We start from the raw sequence: 21,685 nt of genomic DNA on the forward strand, positions 1-21,685 counted from the left end.
CCCCATACCAGTCCGGAACAGGTCCGATCCTTTCTGGAGACGCCGTCAGACGGAGGACTTCAACTCGTCGCCGAAAGGGATGGCATCATTGTCGGTGCCGCCGGTCTCCATCGCCAGAGCGGACGGCGTCATCACGCAGCGGTGCTCGGGATGAGTGTCCACGATGCCTACCATCGGCAAGGTATCGGCAAGGCCCTTTTGCTCGATCTCATGGATGCCGCGGACAATTGGCTGAACATCATCCGCATCGAGCTCACGGTCTTTACCGATAATGCAGCGGCCATCGCGCTTTACGAGACGGCCGGCTTTGAAGCCGAGGGCGTTCACAGGGCCTACGCGTTTCGCGATGGAACGTTTGCGGATGTGCTCGCCATGGCCAGGATCAAAAAATCGGACGGTTGACGCCGAGTTCCATCGGGAACTGCCGGGTTGTTGCCAGTGTGAGATTGTCGTTCTCAAGGATGAGGCGGGCTTATCCAGGCAACAATCTAAGGAGAGACCACCATGCGCAAACTGATCATCGCTTCCATCGTTGCCGCCGGTGCGGCGCTTTCCTTTGCGGCTCCGTCTGAGGCTGGCGGTTATTATGGCGGCGGTTATAATGACGGCAGTTATAATGACGGCGGCTACGGCCAGGTCGATCACGACTATGGCCACAAGCGCCATTACTACAAGACGCGCTATTACGAGCCCAATTGCTGGATCAAGAAAATCCGCAAGTATGATTATTACGGCAATCTGGTCATCAAGCGCATCAGGATCTGCGACTGATCCGGCGTCGCCGGCAGAGCGGAAACGGACGAAACCGGCGGTTCGCTCCGCCGGTTTTTGTGCGCAGGTTCCATCCGACAACCGATCTTGCGGAAACACTACGAAACGAAAAACGGAAAACATTACAAAGATTTCATGCCGTTGGACTTCATTAGGGCGTAGTTTCAGGCCAGCTGTTGCTGTGAATGACGACCCCGAACCCGAAGTAATCGGAAAGATATGCGAATGGCGGATGCCACCCGGAAAATTGCGCCTGTGATTGAAGAGGACGAGCGGCCTGCCACCCAGCCAGCACCGGTGCGCAGCAGGCGGGCGCGCTCGCGCAGGCGCTGGCTGATTCTTGCGGTCCTTTTGGCCGTTGCGGCCGGCTGGTACGGATGGTCGGTTTACGGCAACCAGGGCACGGCAGAGACGGTCGTCACCGAGATGCCGGTGCGCGGCGATATCGAAAACAGCGTGACGGCGTCCGGTCTCTTGAGCCCGATCAAGGATGTCGATGTCGGTGCACAGGTTTCCGGACAGCTAAAGAGCCTGAAGGTCGAAATCGGCGACAGCGTCAAGGAAGGCCAACTGATCGCAGAGATCGACAGTGCTTCCATCGAAACGCAGATCGAGATTGCCGAAGCCGAGCTTGCCAATCTTGAGGCCCAGATGATCGACAAGAATGCGCAGGTCGTGCTGTCCGCTGCCAATCTTACGCGCCAGCGGGCGCTTGTCGCCGGCAATAGCGCCGCGCAGTCGGCACTCGACGAGGCTGTGGCGGCACTTGCCACGGCCGAAGCCAATGTCGATGCACTGAAAGCCCAGGTCCGCAAGCAGCAGGCGACGCTAAAGGATGCCCGCATCAGCCTTGGCTATACCAAGATCTATGCGCCGCTGACCGGCACGATCGTCAATACATCGGCCAAGGAAGGCCAGACGCTGAATGCCAACCAGACGGCGCCGACCATCGTGATGATCGGCGATCTTTCGACCATGACGGTCGAGGCCGAAGTGTCGGAGGCCGATGTCGGCAAGCTGAAAGTCGGGATGGACGCCTACTTCACCCTGCTTGGCCAGCCCGGCAAGCGCTATCCCGGCACCTTGCGCCAGATCAAGCCGACGCCGTCGACCGAAAACAATGTCGTGCTCTACTACGCCCTGTTCGACGTCCCCAATCCCGAGGGTACGCTGATGATGAACATGACGGCGCAGGTCTTTTTCGTGCGATCGTCGGCGGAAAACGTGCTGACCGTTCCGGTCGCCGCCGTTCACTCCGGCAACGACGGAAAATCGGGCGAAGTCACCGTCGTCACGGCGTCTGGCGCCCACGAAACCCGCAAGGTCGAGACCGGCATCCGCAACCGGGTGCGGATCGAGGTCACCAAGGGCCTGGATGAAAACGATGCCGTCGTCGTCGGCACGGGCTCCGGCGACAAGGCTGCATCGTCGAGCCGGGTTAATGCGCGGCGCGGCATGCCGCCGATGTTCTGAGGCGCAGCCCATGACCCCGCTCATCTCGCTCAAGGATATCCGCAAGACCTTCGTCAACGGCGACGTGGCCGTCGAGGTGCTGCGCGGCGTTTCGATGGATATCCAGCCGGGCGAATTCGTTGCCATCGTCGGCGCGTCCGGCTCGGGCAAGTCGACGCTGATGAACCTTCTCGGCTGTCTCGATACGCCGACAGGCGGTCAATATCTGCTCGAAGGCGAGGACGTCTCGGGCCTGAATGCCGACGAACTGGCCGCAAGACGCCGCCAGATGTTCGGCTTCGTATTCCAGAGTTACAATCTGGTGCCGACGGCAACCGCACAGGAAAATGTCGAGATCCCCGCCATCTATGCCGGCATGCCGTCGCGGGAGCGCGAAGAGCGGGCCAGCATGCTCCTGCGCTCGCTGCGTCTCGGCGACCGGCTCGATCACCTGCCGAACCAGCTTTCCGGCGGTCAGCAGCAGCGTGTGTCGATCGCCCGGGCGCTGATGAACGGCGGTCAGATCATTCTCGCCGACGAACCGACCGGCGCACTCGATAGCCAGAGCGGCAAGGAAGTGATGGCGACGCTGCGGCAGATGAACGACGATGGCCATACCGTCATCATCATCACCCACGCCCCGGAACTGGCCGAATCCGCCGACCGCGTCATCGAGATCAGCGATGGCCTGATCGTCGCCGACCGTATTCCCGGCAATATCAGGCGGATCGGCCGCGCCAAGCCGGCGCTGGCAGCGAGAAGCGTTGGCAAGGCTGCCATCGTTACCGACGTTGCCGAGGCGGTGCGCATGTCGTTCCGGGCGCTCAGGGCCAATCTGTTTCGGACCATCCTCACACTGCTCGGCATCGTCATCGGCGTCAGTTCCGTCGTTGCCATGCTTGCCATCGGCACAGGCGCGCAGGACTCAGTGTTGAGCCGCATCGCCGCTATGGGGTCCGATCTTCTGGTCGTGCGGCCCAATATGTCCAATTTTCGCGGCGGCGAAGGGGGCAGCATCGTCTCCTTGATCCCATCGGATGCCAATGCCATCCTGGAACTGCCGAATATCAGCTTCGCTGTGCCGGAAATGTCGAGCACGCTCACCGTGCGCGCCGGCAATCTCGATACGCAGACAACGGTCAATGGTACGGTGCCGCAGTTCCCGCAGGCGAAGTCATGGACGGTCGAGGAGGGCGCCTTCCTCGAAACGGCGGATATGGACGCCTATGCGGGCGTCGCGGTGCTGGGCAGGACGGTGGCAGATACGCTGTTTCCCGATGGCGCCGATCCGCTCGGCCAGTATATTCTCATCAAGAACATCCCCTTCCAGGTGATCGGCGTGATGTCGAAGAAGGGCGCCAGCGCCGGCGGCAACGATCAGGACGACACCGTGCTGGTGCCGCTGTCCACGGGAAACCTGCGCCTCTTCGGGGCAAGGAACGTCCGGTCCATCACCGTGCAGGTGAAGGATGCCAGTGCCATCAACGTGACGCAGGACCAGATCCAGGCCTTGCTTGACGAACGCCACAAACGCCAGGACACGCAGATCATCAATATGGCGGCGATCCGCGAAACCTTCACTGAAACGTCGAATATCCTGAAAGTCTTCCTCGGCTCGATCGCGGCCATCTCGCTGGTTGTCGGCGGTATCGGGGTGATGAACATCATGCTGGTCTCGGTCACCGAGCGTACCCGCGAGATCGGCATCCGCATGGCGACCGGCGCCCGTGGCCGCGATATCCTCACCCAGTTCATCGTCGAGGCGCTGGTCGTCTCCGCGCTCGGCGGCCTGATCGGCGTGGGTCTGGGCCTGAGCATCGGCGCCGTGGCGCAGGCCTTCGGCATTGCCGTCAGCTTCGCCCCCGGTCCTGTCATTCTCGCCTTTGGCAGCGCCTTTCTCACCGGGTTGGTCTTCGGCTATTTGCCCGCCTACAATGCCTCCCGCCTGCAGCCGGCCGTGGCACTGGCGTCAACCTGATAGCCGTTCATGGCGGCGTCCACTGCGACGATTGACGCCGCTCCGCTCATCGTCTCCAATGGTGCAAGCGAAACAGGACGAACCAACAGGAGAAAGCCTATGTCGGATGCAGATCGCTTCATGACGGAGGCCATCGCGCTTGCCCGCGAGAATGTCCGCAGAGGCGGACGCCCGTTCGGCGCCGTGCTGGTCATGGACGGCGAGGTCGTCGCCCACGGCGTCAACGGTGTGGTGGAAACGCACGACCCGACGTCCCATGCCGAACTGATCGCCGTGCGCGCGGCGGCCATCAAGCGCCATTCGCCGATCCTCAAGGGCGCCACCATGTATGCCAGCGGCCATCCGTGTCCGATGTGTCTTGCTGCCATGCGTCTTGCCGGCATCACCGACATTTACTACGCCTATTCAAACGAGGACGGTGCGCCTTTCGGGCTGACCTCCGCTCCGCTTTATGCGGACCTCCAAAAGCCTCTCGCCGAACAGCAGATGAATTTTGCCTATCGTCCAGTCCGGCCCAAGGGCGAAGAGGATATCTACGAACTCTGGAGGAAGATGCAGGAGGGTTAGGCGGCTGTATTTCACCTGCTGTCCGCGATTGCGGTTCCGGCGGCAGACAGGCCGCCGGAAATCAGATGTCAGATGCTGCGCACGGGTGCCAGAAGCCTCAGCGCATTGATCGTCACCAGCACGGTCGCGCCCGTATCGGCAAGGATCGCCGGCCACAGCCCGGTAATGCCGGCGATGGTGGTGATCAGGAACACAGCCTTCAGGCCCAGAGCGATGGTGATGTTCTGGCGGATATTGCCCATCGTGCGTTTCGACAGGTCGATCATTTCGGCGACATCGCCCACCCGGCCGTGAAGCACGGCGGCATCGGCCGTTTCAAGCGCCACATCGGTGCCGCCGCCCATGGCGATGCCGATATCGGCCGCTGCCAGCGCCGGTGCATCGTTGATCCCATCGCCGACCTTGGCAACGATAAGGCCTTGTTGCTTCAGTTCACCAACGATCCGCTGCTTGTCTTCGGGCATCAGTTCGGCGCGCACCTCGATCCCGAGCTCACTGCCGATCGCGGTTGCCGTGCGCTTGTTGTCGCCAGTCAGCATGACGATCTTTACGCCCTTATCCGTCAGTGCTTTCAGCCCGGATCTTGCATCGGTGCGCGGCTCGTCGCGCATGGCGATCGCACCGGCCAGCGTGTCACCGATGATCAGCACGGAGACGGTCTTGCCCTCGTCGTTGAGCGCGGTGATTTGCGCCGTCTGTCTAGCCGACAGCGCAACGCGATCACCGGCTGCCTGCGGCGAACCGAAGAAGACCGCCTTGCCGTCGACCGTCGCCGTTACGCCCTTGCCGCCCAGCGCCTTGGCGTCGGGTACGGCTGGAATGACGACCTTGCCGGCTGCGGCACGATCAAGGATCGCCTTGGCCAGCGGGTGGCTCGAGCCGGTTTCAAGAGCTGCGGCGAACGTCAGTACGTCGGCTTCGGAATGGCCGAAGGCGACGATATCCGTGACCTTGGGCTTGCCTTCGGTCAGCGTACCGGTCTTGTCCAGCGCGACGGCCGTGATTGAGCCCAGCGTCTCCAGCACTGCGCCGCCCTTCAACAGCAGGCCGCGCCGGGCACCGGCGGAAAGCGAGGCGGCAATGGCAGCCGGCGTCGAGATCACCAGGGCGCAGGGGCAGCCGATGAGCAGGATGGCGAGGCCCTTGTAGACCCATTCCCCCCAAACGCCGCCCAGAAACAGCGGCGGAATGATTGCCACCAGCGCGGCAACGACCACGACACCGGGCGTGTAGTAACGTGAAAAACGGTCGATGAAACGCTCGGTCGGCGCCTTGGATTCCTGGGCTTCTTCGACCAGCTTGACGACGCGGGCAATGGTGTTGTCGGCGGCGGTGGCCGTTACCCGGACGCGCAGCGCCGCGTCACCATTGATCGTGCCGGCAAAGACCTTGTCGTCGACGCTCTTGCGCACCGGCGTGCTTTCGCCGGTCACCGGCGCCTCGTCGATGGCGCTTTCGCCCGACAGGATCAGGCCATCCGCAGAGATACGGTCGCCGGGGCGAACGAGAATGGTCGCACCGACGGTAAGGCTTTCGGCCGGAACCGCGCGCGTCTGGCCGTTGACCTCCAGCAGCGCTTCCTTCGGCACGAGTGCTGTCAGCGACTGGATGCTCTGGCGGGCCTTGCCCGCCGCCACGCCTTCCAGGAGTTCGCCGACAAGGAACAGAAAGACCACTGCGGCGGCCTCTTCGCCGGCATTGATGATAACCGCGCCGACGGCAGCGATGGTCATCAGCATTTCGATCGAAAACGGTGTCCCTGCCATCGCCGCCATGACGGCGCGCCGGGCAATCGGGATAAGTCCGATCAGCATGGCGGCGATAAAGGCGTAAGGCGCGATCGACGGCACGAGGTGGCCGACGGCATAGGCAACGACCAGCGCGGCACCCGAAAGGATCGTCAGTCTGCCCTTTTTGCTTGCCCACCAGGGACCGGCGGTCGGGCGATGGTCATGCCCGTGCAAGCTTTCGGCCGCATCTCCGGCCGCGGGTTTCGAATGGTCGTGTCCCGCATGGTCACTATGGTCTGCGTGATCGTGGGGGGCATGGCTGTGATCGCCGTGATCATGGCCGCAGCATGCTTGCTTGGGCTCGGTAACCGGCGCGGTCTTGCCGGCGAGCTGCGAGACCGAAAAGCCAAGCCCCGTGACCTTCCTGGCGATAGCCGTGAGGTCGCTAACCGCTTCGTGGTTCACGGTCATGGTTCCCGCCGTCACCGAAACCGAAACGTCTGTGACGCCCGGCATGCGCCGGACTGCTGTGTCGATTTTGGCCGCGCAAGAGGCGCAATCCATGCCCTCTACCCGGTATCGCGTCTGTACCGCCTCTGCCATTGTCCGCTTCCTGTGTCGGTGCTTGTCAAACTCTGGCAACTTACCTACATCCTCTAGTGGCTAGAGGTGCAAGGGGAAAAATCATGAAAAAGATCACCATTGGCGAGGCCGCCCGAAAAAGCGGCGTCAAGGTGCCGACCATCCGCTATTACGAGGGCATCGGGCTGCTGCGGGAGCCGAGCCGCAGCGAGGGCAACCAGCGTTCCTATGAGCAGCCTGACCTCGACCGCCTCACCTTTATCCGCCATGCGCGCGAACTCGGCTTCGAGGTGGAGGCGATCCGCACGCTTCTCAGCCTGCAGGATAATCCACTCCAGCCTTGCGCGACCGCCGATGCGATTGCCAAGGCCCGGCTCATCGAGGTGGAGCAGCGGATACGCAGCCTGATGGCGTTGAAGGCCGAACTGGAAATGATGGTCGAGGGCTGCGGCCACGGTCGGGTCGATCAATGCCGGGTGATTGAGGTGCTTGCCGATCATGCCCAGTGCACGCATCATGGCCACTGATCCGTGCGTCATGTGGCCAGTCTCGATAGCTGGCGGTGGCCTTGCGGATAGCGGCGGGCTGATTGCCTCCCAACGGCCCGTCGAGTAGGGTCAGCCGAAAGGGCAGGGCGCAACGGCCCGCCGAAACCGGAATTCGCCATGACGCTTCAGGGAAAACGCATTCTTCTCATCATTTCCGGCGGCATCGCGGCCTATAAGAGCCTCGATCTGATCCGCCGGCTGCGCGAGCGCGGTGCGTCCGTGCGGCCGGTGATGACGGCGGGCGCGCAGGCTTTCGTGACGCCGCTTGCCGTCGGTGCGCTTTCGGCGGACAAGGTGTTCACCGAGCTGTTTTCCCGCGAGGACGAGCAGGATGTTGGCCACATCCGCCTTGCCCGCGATTGCGATCTGATCGTCGTCGCTCCTGCCACCGCCGACCTGATGGCGAAGATGGCGCACGGTCTGGCCGACGATCTGGCCTCGACCGTCCTTTTGGCCACGGACAAGCCGGTACTCGTCGCCCCGGCGATGAACCCGAAGATGTGGTCGCATCCCGCCACTCGCCGCAACCATGCGACGCTTCTGGCCGATGGCCTCCGCTTTATCGGTCCGGCCGCCGGCGAAATGGCCGAAAGCGGCGAAAAGGGCGAGGGCCGGATGGCCGAACCACTGCAGATCGCCGCTGCTGCCGAGGCGCTGCTCGATGCTGGCCCGAAACCTCTGGCAGGCAAGAAAGCGATCGTTACCTCCGGCCCAACGCATGAGCCGATCGATCCGGTGCGCTATATCGCCAATCGCTCATCCGGAAAGCAGGGCCACGCCATTGCCGCCGAACTCGCCCGGCTGGGGGCGGACGTGACGCTGGTCTCCGGTCCGGTCACGATCCCCGAACCGAAGGGGGTGAAGGTCGTTCATGTCGAGCGGGCCGAGGAAATGCGCGACGCCGTGATTGCGGCACTGCCGGCCGATATCGCCGTGATGGTCGCCGCCGTTGCCGACTGGCGCGTGGCTGCTGCTTCCGGAAACAAGATCAAGAAACAGCCCGGCGAAGCGCCGCCGCCGCTGCTGCTGACAGAAAACCCGGATATTCTGAAAACCATTGGCCACCACGCCAAACGACCGAAACTGGTCGTCGGCTTTGCCGCGGAAACGCAGAATGTCGCCGAAAACGGCCGCTCGAAGCTGGAACGCAAGGGGGCGGATTATATCGTCGCCAACGACGTCTCGCCCCATACCGGCATTATGGGTGGTGACCGCAACACCGTGAAGGTGATTGGCAAATCGGGCGACGAGGACTGGCCGGACATGGACAAGCAGGCCGTTGCCGAACGGCTTGGCCGGCTCATCGCCTCACATTTTTCCTGACGCTACCCGCCCCATCCGCGAAATGTCCGGGGTAGCACCCTGCGTCCCGAACAGGCGGACGTCGACGCCGTTTTCCCCGACGATGACAGCCGTGCCGTCGGGAATTTCCACCCAGGCATTGTCGTCGTCGTTGAGCGGTTCGGAGACCAGGCAATAGCCGCCGCTCGGCCCCATCGGCGCCGCATAGAGCGTCGGGGCTTTCCAGTCCGACGCATAGCGCACGGCATAGAGATCGTGGCCGTCGGAAAGTGCTGCGGTAAATCGCACCAGAACCTTGCGCTCCAGATGTTCGGCCAGGCGTTCGACGAAAGCCAGCGTTTCGGCGATAGCGCCAAGCGGATCCTGCTCGAGGCCGAATTGCAGCGCCAGCAGAAACAGAAGCTCGCTATCGGTCGAGCCGGTGCGGGCGGTGTACAGGTCGTTGTCGAGCATCGCCTCCATCGGCCGGCGCAGATGCTCGAAGTCGCCGATCTGGCCGTTGTGCATGAAGGACCAGCGGCCGTGCACGAAGGGGTGGCAATTGTCGCGCCGCGTGCCGCCGCCGGTCGCTGCCCGCACGTGGGCAAGAAACAGCGGTGAGCGGATCTGCCGGGCGATGCTCTTCAGATTGCAGTCCGACCAGGCAGGCAGGATGTCGCGGTAGCGGCCGGGCTCCGGATGGTCGCCATACCAGGCAATGCCGAAGCCATCGCCGTTTGTCGCTGTCTTGGCCCGGGTGGCGCAGTGAGATTGCTCGATCAGCGAATGGGCCGGCGACGATACCAGTTCTTCCAGATAAAGCGGCTCTCCGCGATAGGCTGCCCAGCGGCACATTCACACTACTCCAGATCGCGGGGATGGCCCGCCTTGATGGTTCGTTAACCATGATATGAACCGATCATCCGGCCGAACATGGTAAAAATGCGTTAACGAACAGGATCATTTCCACATCTTGCCGTTCAATCTACCGTTTTCTCCCCGTTGATATGTTTCCAAGGGAACCATGCAGCGGCGATATTCGAATAAACATTCCATCTTGACAGTGTTTGCTCGTATCATTTCATGATGTCTCATAAGCTGCGCAGCGCGGCGAGGGGAGTACGCAGGCATGAATGGCAAGCGCAGGATCGGCGTGGGTTTGATCGGAACGGGTTTCATGGGCAAGGCCCATGCACTCGGCTTTACGATCGCGGCACGGGTCTTCGACCAGCCGTTCGACCTCGACCTGGTCTCGGTTGCCGATGTCTCGCTGGACGGCGCGGAAAAGGCACGCCGCAATCTGGGCTTCCGCAAGGCGACGGCCGACTGGCGCGCGCTTCTGACCGATCCGGATATCGACATCATCGACATCACCACGCCCAATCTTCTCCACAAGGAGATGGCGCTCGCCGCCATCGCCCACGGCAAGCATGTCTATTGCGAGAAGCCGCTGGCCCCCACCGTTACCGATTGTGCAGAAATGGTCGCCGCCGCCGAGAAAGCCGGCGTGATGACCCAGGTCGGATTCAACTATCTGAAGAATCCGATGATTTTCCTTGCCAAGGACCTGATCGAAAGCGGTGAGATCGGCGAGATTCGCTCGGTGCGCGGCATCCATGCCGAGGATTTCATGATGGACGCATCTGCCCCCTGGGGCTGGCGGCTTGATCCGAAAAGCGGCGGAGGCGCGCTCGCAGATATCGGTAGCCATATTATTGCATCGCTGCGCCATCTGGTCGGGCCGATTGCCTCGGTCCTCGCTGAAACCATCATCCAGGTGCCGGAGCGTCCGGTGGCGCGCGGATCAAGCGAGATGCGCGCCGTTGAGGTGGACGATATCACCCGCGCCTTCGTGCGGTTCGAAGGCGGCGCGACCGGCAGCTTCGAGGCCAATTGGAGCGCCACCGGCCGCAAGATGCAGCATGATTTCGAAATCTACGGGTCGAAAGGCAGCATCGTCTTCACGCAGGAACGGATGAACGAACTCAAAGTCTGGTTTGCCGGCGACGGCATCCGCACCCGAGGTTACCGTACGATCTGGGCAGGCCCGGAGCATCCACCTTACGGTGCCTTCTGTGTCGCTCCCGGTCACCAGATTGGCTTCAACGATTTGAAAGCCATCGAAGCCAACGAGTTCCTGTCAGCGATCGCGACGGGCACCACGCCAGGCACCGATTTCCGCGAAGGGTTTGAAGTGCAGAAAGTCGTCTCTGCTAGCTACCAGTCCGCGAAAACCAATGAATGGGTGAGCATCGGCAAAGGCTAGCAATTCGTGAAGCGGTGGGAAAAATGGAACTGTAGAATGAATGTTCTATTCCTTGCCCCATTCCTCGCATAAGGTTTTGACGGCAGCGCAAACGCAGAAAGAGACCCGGATAGATGGCCGAAACGGAAAACAGCATCGCTATTCCGCAGGATTTTGACGGTCTCAAAGCGATGATTCTGGAGCGCAAGGCGCAATTGCCGAAGCGGTTGCGCCAGGTCGCCGCCTACGCCCTCGACAACCCCRACGAGATCGCCTTCGGCACAGCCGCCAGTATCGCCACGTCGGCCGATGTGCAGCCCTCGACGCTGGTCCGCTTCGCCCAGCATTTCGGCTTCGAGGGTTTTTCCAGTCTGCAGCAGATTTTTCGGGCAAGGTTGCGTGAGCGCACGCCGGGGTATGACGAGCGCCTGAAAGCACTGAGCGGCAATGATCACAGCAAGCTGGAAAGCGGCTCGATCTTCAACGGCTTCGTCGCCGCCGCGCATCGTTCGCTCGATAACATCGCCTCCTCCGTCGAGCCGGAAGCCTTCGAGCGGGCCGTCAATATCCTCGCCGGGGCCGAGACGATCTATCTGGTTGCCAAGCGCCGCTCCTATCCGATCTCCGGCTATATGGCCTATGCCTTCGGCAAGTTGAAGGTCAGATACCAGATGGTTGGTACGGCGGCCGGGATCGATGACGATATTCTGGCCATGGCAGGGTCGAAGGATGCTGCCTTCGCCGTCAGTTTCTCGCCCTATGCCTCGGAAAGCGTCAATCAGGCAAAAATGCTCGCCAATCAAAAGGTGCCGGTCGTCTCGCTGACGGACTCGGCCTTTTCGCCGCTGGCGGAATCGTCCAAGGTCTGGTTCGAGCTTGTCGAGGCCGATCATGCCGGGTTCCGTTCGCTCTCGGCCAGCATGGCCTTCGCCATGGCGCTGACGGTGGCGGTTGCCGAAAAGCGGCGGCGGAACGGCAAAGAACGAGAATAGAATGAAAATTCCATATTGACTAGATGTCGGAACCTATGTTTCATAAGGCGATCACCTACAGACATTAAAGATGTCGGCGCGACGCAGGCGCCCGCCGGGAGGAAGCAGTGAGTCAGACCAACAGGACGCAGGCAGACAAGCCGCTCGACCTCATCACCATCGGCCGTGCCTCGGTCGATCTTTACGGCCAGCAGATCGGCACGCGGCTGGAAGATGTCGCCAGTTTCGCCAAGTCCGTCGGCGGCTGCCCCACCAATATTTCCGTCGGAACCGCCCGCCTCGGCCTGAAGTCGGCGCTTCTCACCCGCGTCGGCAAGGAGCAGATGGGCCGCTTCATCCAGGAACAGCTGGAGCGTGAAGGCGTCGAGACCAGGGGCATCGTCACCGATCCGGAACGGCTGACGGCGCTTGCCATTCTGGCTGTCGAAAGCGATCATTCCTTCCCGCTTCTGTTTTACCGCGACAACTGCGCCGACAGCGCGCTTTGCGAAGACGACGTTTCGGAAGACTTCATCCGTTCCGCCCGGGCAATTCTTGTCACCGGGACGCATTTCGCCAAGCCGCATACCGATGCCGCCCAGCGCAAGGCGATCCGCATCGCCAAGGAAAGCGGCGCCAAGGTGGTCTTCGATATCGATTACCGCCCCAACCTCTGGGGCCTTGCCGGTCATGACGCCGGCGACAACCGTTATATCGCATCGGACAAAGTCTCTGCGCATCTGAAGACGGTGCTTGCCGATTGCGATCTGATCGTCGGCACCGAAGAGGAAGTGCTGATCGCATCCGGCGACAGCGATCTGCTGGCGGCACTCAAGACCATCCGCGCCAATTCCAAGGCGACGATCGTGCTCAAGCGCGGCCCGATGGGCTGCATCGTCTATGACGGCCCGATCTCCGGTGACCTGGAAGACGGCATCGTCGGCAAGGGTTTCCCGATCGAGGTCTACAATGTTCTCGGTGCCGGCGACGCGTTCATGTCCGGTTTCCTGCGCGGCTGGCTGAAGGGGGAGCCGCATGCGACATCCGCCACCTGGGCCAATGCCTGCGGTGCCTTTGCCGTTTCGCGCCTTCTCTGTGCGCCGGAAATCCCGACCTGGACCGAGCTGCAATTCTTCCTGGAGAATGGCAGCAAGGAAAAGGCGCTGCGCAAGGACGAGGCGATCAACCACGTGCACTGGGCAACCACCCGCCGCCGCGAAATCCCGCAACTGATGGCGCTTGCCATCGATCACCGCAGCCAGCTGGAAGATCTGGCCGGCGGCAATGCCGAGCTTCTGGCGCGCATCCCGGCATTCAAAGTCCTTGCCGTGAAGGCTGCCGAGCGCATTGCCAACGGCCGCCCCGGCTTCGGCATGCTGATCGACGACAAGTATGGCCGTGACGCGCTCTATGCGGTCAACAAGAACTTCTGGATCGGCAAGCCGATCGAGCTTCCCGGTTCGCGTCCGCTGCAATTCGAATTCAGCCAGGATCTCGGTAGCCGGCTGATCGAATGGCCAGTCGATCACTGCATCAAGGTCCTGAGTTTCTTTAATCCGGATGATCCCGCCGAGATGAAGACCGCCCAGATCGCCAAGTTGCGCTCGGCTTTCGAGGCTGCGCGAAAAGTCGGCCGCGAAATCCTGATCGAGATCATCGCCGGCAAGCATGGCACGCTCGATGACGACACGATCCCGCGTGCGCTGAGCGAACTCTACGATGCCGGCCTGAAGCCGGACTGGTGGAAGCTCGAGCCGCAGGCAAGCCGTGCCGCCTGGGCTGCGATCGATGCCGTCATCGAAAAACGCGACCCGCTCTGCCGCGGCGTCGTCCTGCTCGGGCTGGAAGCACCGTATGAAGCGCTGAAGGAAGGTTTTGCCGCGGCGCGGACATCGAAGACCGTCAAGGGTTTTGCCGTCGGCCGGACGATCTTTGCCGAAGCCAGCAAGGCCTGGCTTGCGGGCGAGATCAACGACGAACAGGCGATCGCCGACATGGCGGGCAAATTCGAGGCGCTGGTCAATCTCTGGCTTGGTCTGGCGGAAACAAAAGTGGCGTGAGCGGTCGGTGCGGCATTTGTGACTGCACCCCTCTGTCGGCGACGCCGACATCTCCCCCACAAGGGGGGAGATCATCGTGAGCCTCGCGATCGACAAGGGAAAAGAATAGTCTCCCCCCTTGTGGGGGAGATGTCACGAAGTGACAGAGGGGGGTAAACCTCCACATGTGCAGAATTCAATGCGAGGCGATGTCCTCGTTCGAGGAGGAAACAATGAGCCAGAAGACTGTTCGCCTGACCATGGCGCAGGCCGTCGCGCGGTTTCTCACCAGGCAGATGACCGTGATCGAGGGCGAGAAGACGCCGATCTTCGGCGGTGTCTTCGCCATTTTCGGCCATGGCAATGTCGCCGGTATCGGCGAGGCGCTGCATGGCATCAAGGATACGCTGCCGACCTATCGCGCCCAGAACGAGCAGGGCATGGCGAATGCGGCGATTGCCTTTGCCAAGGCAAGCTTCCGCCGCCGCTTCATGGCCTGCACCACCTCGATAGGCCCCGGCGCGCTCAACATGGTGACGTCGGCGGCCTTGGCGCACGTCAACCGCCTGCCGGTGCTGCTTCTGCCCGGCGATGTCTTTGCCAATCGCCGCCCGGATCCGGTTTTGCAGCAGATCGAGGATTTCGGCGACGGCACCATGACCGTCAACGACTGCTTCCGTCCCGTTTCGCGTTACTTCGACCGGATCACCCGTCCGGAACAGATCATCCCGGCGCTGCGCCGTGCCATGCAGGTGCTGACCGACCCCGCCGATTGCGGCCCGGTCACGCTGTCGCTTTGCCAGGATGTGCAGGCGGAAGCCTATGATTATCCGGAGAGCTTCTTCGACGAAAAGGTCTGGACGACCCGCCGCCTGCATCCGGATGCAGACGAACTTGCACATGCGATTACGGTACTGAAAGCTGCCCGGAAACCGGTGATCATTTCCGGCGGCGGCGTGCTTTATTCCGAGGCCAGCAAGACGCTCGCCGCCTTTGCTGAGAGACACGGCATCCCTGTCGTCGAAACCCAGGCCGGCAAATCATCGCTGCCGCACAGCCATCCGCTAAACATGGGCTCGGTCGGCGTCACCGGCACATCGGCGTCCAATCAGGTGGCCGAGGATGCCGATGTCGTTCTTGCCGTCGGCTCGCGAATGCAGGATTTCACCACCGGCTCCTGGGCGCTGTTCAAGAACGACGACCTGAAGATCATCGGCCTCAACACCCAGGCCTTCGACGCCGCCAAGCATGAGGCCCTGCCGCTGGTGTCCGACGCCCGCGTCGGTCTCGATGCCCTAAGCGCCGGCCTCGGCTCGCACAAGGTCGATGCCGCCTGGACGAACAAGGCGACCGACGGCAAGGCCGAATGGCTGAAGGCTGCCGGAAAAGCGACCGCCACCACCAACGCGGCTCTGCCGTCCGACGCCCAGGTCATCGGCGCCGTCCAGCGTGCCCGCAAAGAAAATACGACGCTGGTCTGCGCCGCCGGTGGTCTGCCTGGCGAATTGCACAAGCTGTGGCAGGCGGATGCGCCCGGCAGCTATCACATGGAATACGGCTTCTCGACCATGGGCTACGAAGTGGCCGGCGGTCTTGGCGTCAAGCTTGCCAAGCCCGAGAGCGACGTCATCGTCATGGTCGGCGACGGCAGCTACATGATGCTCAATTCCGAGATTGCCTCGTCGATCATGCTCGGCGCCAAGATCACCATCGTGCTACTCGACAATGCCGGTTACGGCTGCATCAACCGGCTGCAGATGGCAACCGGCGGCGCCAACTTCAACAACCTCTTGCGCGATACCTATCACGTCACGCTGCCGGCCATCGACTTCGCCGGACATGCCGCCGCGATGGGGGCGATCACCCGCAAGGTCGCCTCGATCAACGAATTGGAAATCGCACTGAAGGAAACCGCCGGCGAGAACCGCACCACCGTCATCGTCATCGATACCGACCCGCTGATCACCACCGACGAGGGTGGTCACTGGTGGGATGTGGCGGTGCCGGAAGTCTCCGAGCGCTCGAAGGTCGTTGAGGCCCGCAAGGGCTATGAAAAAGCGCTCGCCGCCCAGCGTATCGGCTAGGATAAGCAATCACAAACTCCGTCATCCTCGGGCTTGACCCGAGGATCCAACCGTGAGGCGTCGCCGGGAGCCATGGATCCTCGGGTCAAGCCCGAGGATGACGGGAATACAGGATGACAGGGAGGGCCGATTGCCTTCCTCCAAGGAGAATTTTCATGAAAGCCAAACTCGGCATGTCGCCCATCGCTTGGTGGAACGACGACCTTCCCGAACTCAGCGACGACGTGTCGCTCGAAGAATGCCTGCGCCAGTCGCGCAGTGCGGGCTTCACCGGCATGGAGCAAGGCCGCCGCTTTCCCAACAATCCGAGTGAAATGCTGCCGATCCTGCGCACGGCCGACGTGACGCTCTGCGGCGGCTGGTTCTCCGGCACGCTGGTCAATGAGGAACTCTCGGCCAACAAGGACCGCATCGCGCCGATGATCGAACTGTTCAAGGCCGTCAATGCGCCCTGCATCGTCTATGGTGAAGTCGGCCGGTCTATCCAGGGCGACCGCTCCAAGCCGCTCGCCACCAAGCCGCGCCTTGGCGATGACGAGATGAAGGCCTATGCGCGCCGCGTCACAGAATTCGGCGAATGGTGCGCCGATCAGGGCATGCCGCTCTCCTACCATCATCACATGGCGGCCGTCGTGGAAACCGAAGCGGAACTCGACGCATTCATGAAGAATTCGGGCGAAGGCATTCCGCTGCTGCTGGACGCCGGCCATTTGGCTTTCGCCGGCGGTGATGTGCTGCGCGCCATCGACAACCACCATGCCCGCATCAACCATGTGCACGTAAAGGATATCCGCCAAGTCGTCATCGACGGCCTGGATCGCAGCAAGCAATCCTTCCTCGACGCCGTGGCGCTCGGGGCCTTTACCGTACCGGGCGACGGCTCGCTCGATTTCGGCGCCATCGTCAAGCGTTTCGCCGACTATGGCTATGAAGGTTGGTTCGTGGTCGAGGCCGAGCAGGATCCGCGCAAGTCGCCGCCGCAGAAAATGGCGGAGATAGGGTATGCCGAACTGATGCGTGTCATGACCGCTGCAGGCTATACTGTGGAAACGGAAGGCTTCCCCAAGGGGTGATCCCAGCCAGATGAAAATCAATAGGAGCCACACCATGCCAAACCTTCTCGTCAAACCAAAAGGCACTTCCGGCCTCGTCCATGACATCACGCCTCAGTCAGCCGGCTGGACCTATGTCGGTTTCGGCCTCAATCGCCTGTCGGCAGGCGAGAAGACGGCAGGCGAAAGTGCTGACCGCGAAACCTGCCTCGTGCTTGTCTCGGGCAAGGCGAAGATTTCCGTCGATGGCGAGGATTTCGGCGAGCTGGGTGAACGCATGACGCCGTTCGAGGGGCAGCCCTATGCGGTTTACGTGCCGAAAGGCAGCCGCTGGGAAGCCACGGCGACGACGGCGCTTGATCTTGCCGTCTGCTCCGCTCCGGGCGGTGAGGGCTACAAGGCGCAGGTGATCGCACCCGGCCGCCATCCGCAGATGACCCGCGGCAAGAATACCAATACGCGCTACGTCACCAACATCATGCCGGAAGACGACAATGCGGCGCATTCGCTGCTGGTCGTCGAAGTCATTACGCCGGGCGGCCACACCTCGTCCTATCCGCCGCACAAGCATGACGAGGACAATCTGCCAGCCGAAAGCTTTCTTGAGGAAACTTATTATCACCGCCTCAACCCATCACAGGGTTTCGCCATGCAGCGCGTCTATACCGACGACCGCTCGCTGGACGAGACGATGGCGGTGGAGGATGGTGATGTGACGCTGGTGCCGAAGGGCTATCATCCGGTCGCGGCAATCCATGGCTACGATCTCTATTACCTCAATGTCATGGCCGGCTCGTCGCGGGTCTGGAAATTCAACAACGCCAAGGAACATGCGTGGCTGTTTACCGGCGTCTGATACGCTAGGTTCGTCCTGTACAGGAGGAGCGGACATGCACATTGATGGATACTGCCATTGCGGCGCGATCCGGTATGAGGCGGAGATCGATCCCGACAAGGTCGGTATTTGCCACTGCACCGATTGCCAGCACATGACAGGTTCGGTTTATCGGGTCACGGTGTCCGTTCCGAAAGCCGATTTCCGCATCACGGCGGGTGAGCCGAAAACCTATACGAAGACCGGCGACAACGGCCGGACGCGTTTCCAGATGTTCTGTGGTGATTGCGGCTCGCCGATCTATACGACCGGGACCGATGAGGACGCCGAAGAGATCGGTATCCGTTGGGGCAATATCCGCCAGCGCCGCGCGCTTGCGCCGAGCCACCAGATCTGGTGTTCGTCGGCGGTAAACTGGTTTGGCGAGCGCGATGCGCTGCCGGGCCGGGAACGGGACTGAGGAGCGTTTGACGGATGAAGACCGGCCAGTTCCGGATGCGGCAATGCGCAATCGAGGGTGTCGAGGCCGTTGAGGCGGACACGGCGCACAGTTTCGGCCGCCATACCCATGACCAGTTCGGCATCGGCGTGATCATCCGTGGGGCGCAGAAATCCGCAAGCGGCCGCGGTCCGGTCGAGGCCGGTCCCGGCGACATGATCACGGTCAATCCCGGCGAAGTGCACGACGGCCATCCGATTGGCGGGGAGGGGCGCTCCTGGCGGATGCTCTATTTCGATCCAGGCCTGATTGCGCGCGCGGTTCTGGACATCGGCGAAGGCAGGCCGGACGACTTTGTGTTCTCACAGCCGGTGATGAGTGACAGCCATGCTGCCCGACGTCTCCTGGCGGTCTACACGGCGATGACGCAGATGCGCGAAACGCTGGCGCCGGAAACCGGCTTCCTGCAGCTGGTGGCATCGCTGATGGACCGCCCAAAGGCCTTCCGTTTCGTGCCAGCGTCCATCACCCGGGCGAAAACCCTGCTGGATGACGATCCGGCCGCCGCCACGACCCTGGCCGACCTTGCCGCCGCAAGCGGGCTCAGCCGCTTTCAGGTGGTGCGCGCCTTCTCGGAGGCGACCGGCATGACACCGCATGCCTATCTGATCCAGCGCCGCATCGGCGCCGTTCGCCGGATGATCGCCAAGGGGGCGCCGCTCGCCGACGCCGCTTTTGCCAGCGGGTTTGCCGATCAGAGCCACATGACCCGGGCTTTCGTTCGCGCCTACGGCATCACGCCGGGCGCCTACGCGCGCGCTCATAACTGAAGCGCTGCAATTTCGTTCAAGACCGAAGGGCCGGTGATCCGCTTTTCTCCGGTTTTCCCTGTCGAACGGAGTGCGTCGTGACCCTCGAATATCTGCTGACATCCATTGTCGTCATCCTTCTGCCCGGCACCGGCGTGCTCTATACGCTGGCAACGGGCCTCAATTCCGGCGGCCGGGCCAGCGTTCTCGCCGCATTCGGCTGCACGCTTGGCATCCTTCCGCATATCGTTGCCAGTGTTGCCGGGCTGGCGGCCCTTTTGCACACCAGCGCCATGGCTTTTCAAGTGATCAAATATCTCGGCGCCGCCTATCTGCTCTACATGGCCTGGAGCGTGCTGCGCGACGCCGGCAGTCTGCAGGTTGCACAAGAAGCCCGACCCATGCGGGCAGGCAAGATTATCGGCACGGCCATCCTGCTCAACAGCCTCAACCCGAAGCTGTCGCTGTTCTTCCTGGCTTTCCTGCCGCAATTCGTGCCGGATGGCACGCCGTCGCCGACCCTGTCCATGCTATGGCTCGCCGCGGTTTTCATGGTGCTGACTTTCATCGTCTTCGTGTTCTATGGCGTCTTTGCCGCAGCGGCGCGGCGCTACGTCATCTCACGGCCGGGCGTGACCACATGGCTGCGGCGCGGCTTTGCCGGCGCCTTCGGGCTGATGGGGCTGCGGCTGGCGCTGTCGGCACGGTGAGGCCGGCATGGCGTAGCCGGACAGGAAAGCGCATCCGCGACACGGCAAGGGCGATATCTGTTTGATCTCAGGGGAAAATCCCCCTATTCGAACGGGGTATTCCGCGCGGTCGAAAGACATGCGGATCGCCAGACCTTCACCAGACCTTCAAAGGAGCCTGCCTCGTGTCTTCAGCGTCCTCGCCGGTATTCGGCAAGAAATACTCCGCCTTCCTGTTCGATATGGACGGAACGCTCCTGAGTTCCATCGAGGCCGCCGAACGGGTGTGGGGAAAATGGGCTGAAAGCCACGGCCTCGATGTCGCGACCTTCCTGCCGACCATGCATGGCAAGCGCGGCGTCGATACGATCCGCCAGCTCGGCCTGCCGGGCGTCGATCCTGAAGCGGAATCGGCACTGATCTGCCAGGGCGAGATCGAGGATGTCGACGGCGTGAAGCCGCTGCCGGGCGCCATCGAATTCCTGAAAAGCCTGCCGCCGGAGCGCTGGGCGATCGTCACGTCGTCGCCGCGCGAGCTGGCCAAGGTCCGCATCGCCGCTGCCGGCCTGCCGGAACCGAAATTCATCGTCATCGCCGAGGACGTCTCGCGCGGCAAGCCGAGCCCGGAATGCTACCTGCTCGGCGCCAAGCGGGTCGGCTTCGATGCCAAGGATTGCCTCGTCTTCGAAGACGTTGCGGCTGGCGTGATCGCCGGGGAATCGGCAGGCTCGGACGTGATGGTCATTACCGCCACCCACACCCATCCGTTTGAAACATCGCATCCGACGATCCCGGGCTATATCGGCATCGAAGTCTCGGTCGATGAAAACGGCGATCTCACGCTGACGGATCGCCGCTGATCAACCGTGCCGAAACGGCGGGGCCGCTGGACAAGCCAGAGGTGCAGGTATTTAATTAGCGCTACATGAAATTCCGGCGACAGACGCATTCCACCGTTCAATGGAGGATGAAATGAACAGCGTCAGATGGAAGCTTCAGGGGCGTGAATTCATACATTGCAACTGCGCCTATGGGTGTCCCTGCCAATTCAATGCACTTCCCACCCAGGGCAAATGCCACGCGATCGGCGTCATCGAGGTCGAGGACGGTTTTCACGGTGAGACGCGGCTCGACGGGTTGCGCATCGGCATGATCGTGTCATGGCCGGGCCCCATCCATGAAGGCCATGGCCAGTGCGTTCCGATCGTCGACGAACGGGCAACGCCAGCACAGCGCGATGCCTTGCTGCGCATTATGAGCGGACTGGACACCGAGCCGGGCGCGACCTTCTTCGCCGTGTTCGCCACCACATTCGATACGGTGCATGAGCCGGTCTTCACACGGATCGATTTCGATTGGGATATGGACGGGCGCACGGCCAAGATCGACATTCCCGGCTGGATCGAAGCGCGCGGCGAACCGATCCGCAATCCCGTTACCGGCGAAGAACACCGAGCTCGCATCAACCTGCCGCATGGGTTCGAGTATGATGTGTGCGAGGCCGGACGTGGATGGGCAGAGACCAAAGGGCCGATTGCTCTCTCCACCAAGGATTCGCACGCCCATTTTGCCCGCCTGCACATGACCGGGACCGGTGTCGTCCACTAGCGGCC

Annotated in this window: 20 protein-coding genes; 18 read left to right on the forward strand and 2 right to left on the reverse strand. The window is 62.1% G+C overall.

What is annotated here, in order from left to right; genetic code table 11:
* From AC1D17_RS19255 to AC1D17_RS19275, 5 genes are all read left to right on the forward strand, one after another.
* A partial coding sequence (locus tag AC1D17_RS19255; RefSeq protein ID WP_477566940.1) for a GNAT family N-acetyltransferase occupies positions 1-402 on the forward strand: 402 nt, incomplete at its 5' end.
* A gap of 102 nt (positions 403-504) precedes the next feature.
* The gene (locus AC1D17_RS19260) at positions 505-771 is read left to right on the forward strand and encodes a hypothetical protein (RefSeq protein WP_477566941.1); all 267 of its coding nucleotides are present in this window, start codon (positions 505-507) and stop codon (positions 769-771) included.
* Positions 772-996: 225 nt separating this feature from the next.
* Positions 997-2,244, forward strand: coding sequence for an efflux RND transporter periplasmic adaptor subunit (locus AC1D17_RS19265; RefSeq protein WP_477566942.1), 1,248 nt, complete (start codon positions 997-999; stop codon positions 2,242-2,244).
* Positions 2,245-2,254: 10 nt separating this feature from the next.
* Positions 2,255-4,201 (forward strand): MacB family efflux pump subunit, encoded by a 1,947-nt coding sequence (locus AC1D17_RS19270; RefSeq protein WP_477566943.1) that lies wholly within the window; start codon positions 2,255-2,257, stop codon positions 4,199-4,201.
* 99 nt (positions 4,202-4,300) lie between these two features.
* Positions 4,301-4,768, forward strand: coding sequence for a nucleoside deaminase (locus AC1D17_RS19275; protein WP_477566944.1), 468 nt, complete (start codon positions 4,301-4,303; stop codon positions 4,766-4,768).
* Positions 4,769-4,836: 68 nt separating this feature from the next.
* On the opposite strand, the gene AC1D17_RS19280 is transcribed toward AC1D17_RS19275, so the two are convergent.
* Positions 4,837-7,101: a heavy metal translocating P-type ATPase gene (locus AC1D17_RS19280; RefSeq protein ID WP_477566945.1), complete on the reverse strand. Its 2,265-nt coding sequence runs from the start codon at positions 7,099-7,101 to the stop codon at positions 4,837-4,839.
* 83 nt (positions 7,102-7,184) lie between these two features.
* Here AC1D17_RS19280 and AC1D17_RS19285 point away from each other — a divergent pair, with 83 nt between their 5' ends.
* A complete protein-coding gene (locus AC1D17_RS19285; protein ID WP_477566946.1) occupies positions 7,185-7,607 on the forward strand; it encodes a MerR family transcriptional regulator in 423 nt (140 codons plus the stop codon).
* Positions 7,608-7,745: 138 nt separating this feature from the next.
* Complete coding sequence (gene coaBC, locus AC1D17_RS19290; RefSeq protein ID WP_477566947.1) at positions 7,746-8,951, forward strand: bifunctional phosphopantothenoylcysteine decarboxylase/phosphopantothenate--cysteine ligase CoaBC; 1,206 nt, start codon at positions 7,746-7,748, stop codon at positions 8,949-8,951.
* On the opposite strand, the gene AC1D17_RS19295 is transcribed toward coaBC, so the two are convergent.
* The gene (locus AC1D17_RS19295) at positions 8,937-9,764 is read right to left on the reverse strand and encodes a class II glutamine amidotransferase (protein WP_477566948.1); all 828 of its coding nucleotides are present in this window, start codon (positions 9,762-9,764) and stop codon (positions 8,937-8,939) included. The two genes, coaBC and AC1D17_RS19295, sit on opposite strands and share 15 nt — an antisense overlap.
* A 274-nt stretch (positions 9,765-10,038) precedes the next feature.
* On the opposite strand from AC1D17_RS19295, the gene AC1D17_RS19300 reads away from it, so the two are divergent.
* From AC1D17_RS19300 to AC1D17_RS19350, 11 genes are all read left to right on the forward strand, one after another.
* Positions 10,039-11,175 (forward strand): Gfo/Idh/MocA family protein, encoded by a 1,137-nt coding sequence (locus tag AC1D17_RS19300; protein WP_477566949.1) that lies wholly within the window; start codon positions 10,039-10,041, stop codon positions 11,173-11,175.
* A 113-nt stretch (positions 11,176-11,288) separates the two neighbouring features.
* Positions 11,289-12,146, forward strand: coding sequence for a MurR/RpiR family transcriptional regulator (locus tag AC1D17_RS19305; RefSeq protein WP_477566950.1), 858 nt, complete (start codon positions 11,289-11,291; stop codon positions 12,144-12,146).
* A gap of 107 nt (positions 12,147-12,253) precedes the next feature.
* Entirely contained in the window at positions 12,254-14,185 is a 1,932-nt protein-coding gene (locus AC1D17_RS19310; RefSeq protein ID WP_477566951.1) for a bifunctional 5-dehydro-2-deoxygluconokinase/5-dehydro-2-deoxyphosphogluconate aldolase, read from the forward strand.
* Positions 14,186-14,397: 212 nt separating this feature from the next.
* On the forward strand, positions 14,398-16,248 hold the full coding sequence (gene iolD, locus AC1D17_RS19315) for a 3D-(3,5/4)-trihydroxycyclohexane-1,2-dione acylhydrolase (decyclizing) (RefSeq protein WP_477566952.1): 1,851 nt from the start codon (positions 14,398-14,400) through the stop codon (positions 16,246-16,248).
* A 155-nt stretch (positions 16,249-16,403) separates the two neighbouring features.
* On the forward strand, positions 16,404-17,321 hold the full coding sequence (gene iolE, locus AC1D17_RS19320; RefSeq protein WP_477566953.1) for a myo-inosose-2 dehydratase: 918 nt from the start codon (positions 16,404-16,406) through the stop codon (positions 17,319-17,321).
* 34 nt (positions 17,322-17,355) lie between these two features.
* The gene (gene iolB / locus AC1D17_RS19325; protein WP_477566954.1) at positions 17,356-18,156 is read left to right on the forward strand and encodes a 5-deoxy-glucuronate isomerase; all 801 of its coding nucleotides are present in this window, start codon (positions 17,356-17,358) and stop codon (positions 18,154-18,156) included.
* A 34-nt stretch (positions 18,157-18,190) separates the two neighbouring features.
* The gene (locus AC1D17_RS19330) at positions 18,191-18,595 is read left to right on the forward strand and encodes a GFA family protein (protein WP_477566955.1); all 405 of its coding nucleotides are present in this window, start codon (positions 18,191-18,193) and stop codon (positions 18,593-18,595) included.
* Between the two features lie 14 nt (positions 18,596-18,609).
* Positions 18,610-19,404: an AraC family transcriptional regulator gene (locus AC1D17_RS19335; protein WP_477566956.1), complete on the forward strand. Its 795-nt coding sequence runs from the start codon at positions 18,610-18,612 to the stop codon at positions 19,402-19,404.
* Positions 19,405-19,481: 77 nt separating this feature from the next.
* On the forward strand, positions 19,482-20,093 hold the full coding sequence (locus tag AC1D17_RS19340; protein WP_477566957.1) for a LysE family translocator: 612 nt from the start codon (positions 19,482-19,484) through the stop codon (positions 20,091-20,093).
* Positions 20,094-20,257: 164 nt separating this feature from the next.
* Positions 20,258-20,932 (forward strand): HAD family hydrolase, encoded by a 675-nt coding sequence (locus AC1D17_RS19345; RefSeq protein WP_264220870.1) that lies wholly within the window; start codon positions 20,258-20,260, stop codon positions 20,930-20,932.
* Positions 20,933-21,044: 112 nt separating this feature from the next.
* A complete protein-coding gene (locus AC1D17_RS19350; RefSeq protein ID WP_477566958.1) occupies positions 21,045-21,680 on the forward strand; it encodes a DUF1326 domain-containing protein in 636 nt (211 codons plus the stop codon).
* The last annotated feature ends 5 nt before the right edge of the window (positions 21,681-21,685 follow it).

The sequence above is a fragment of the Pararhizobium sp. P1_E7 genome, assembly GCF_056405855.1.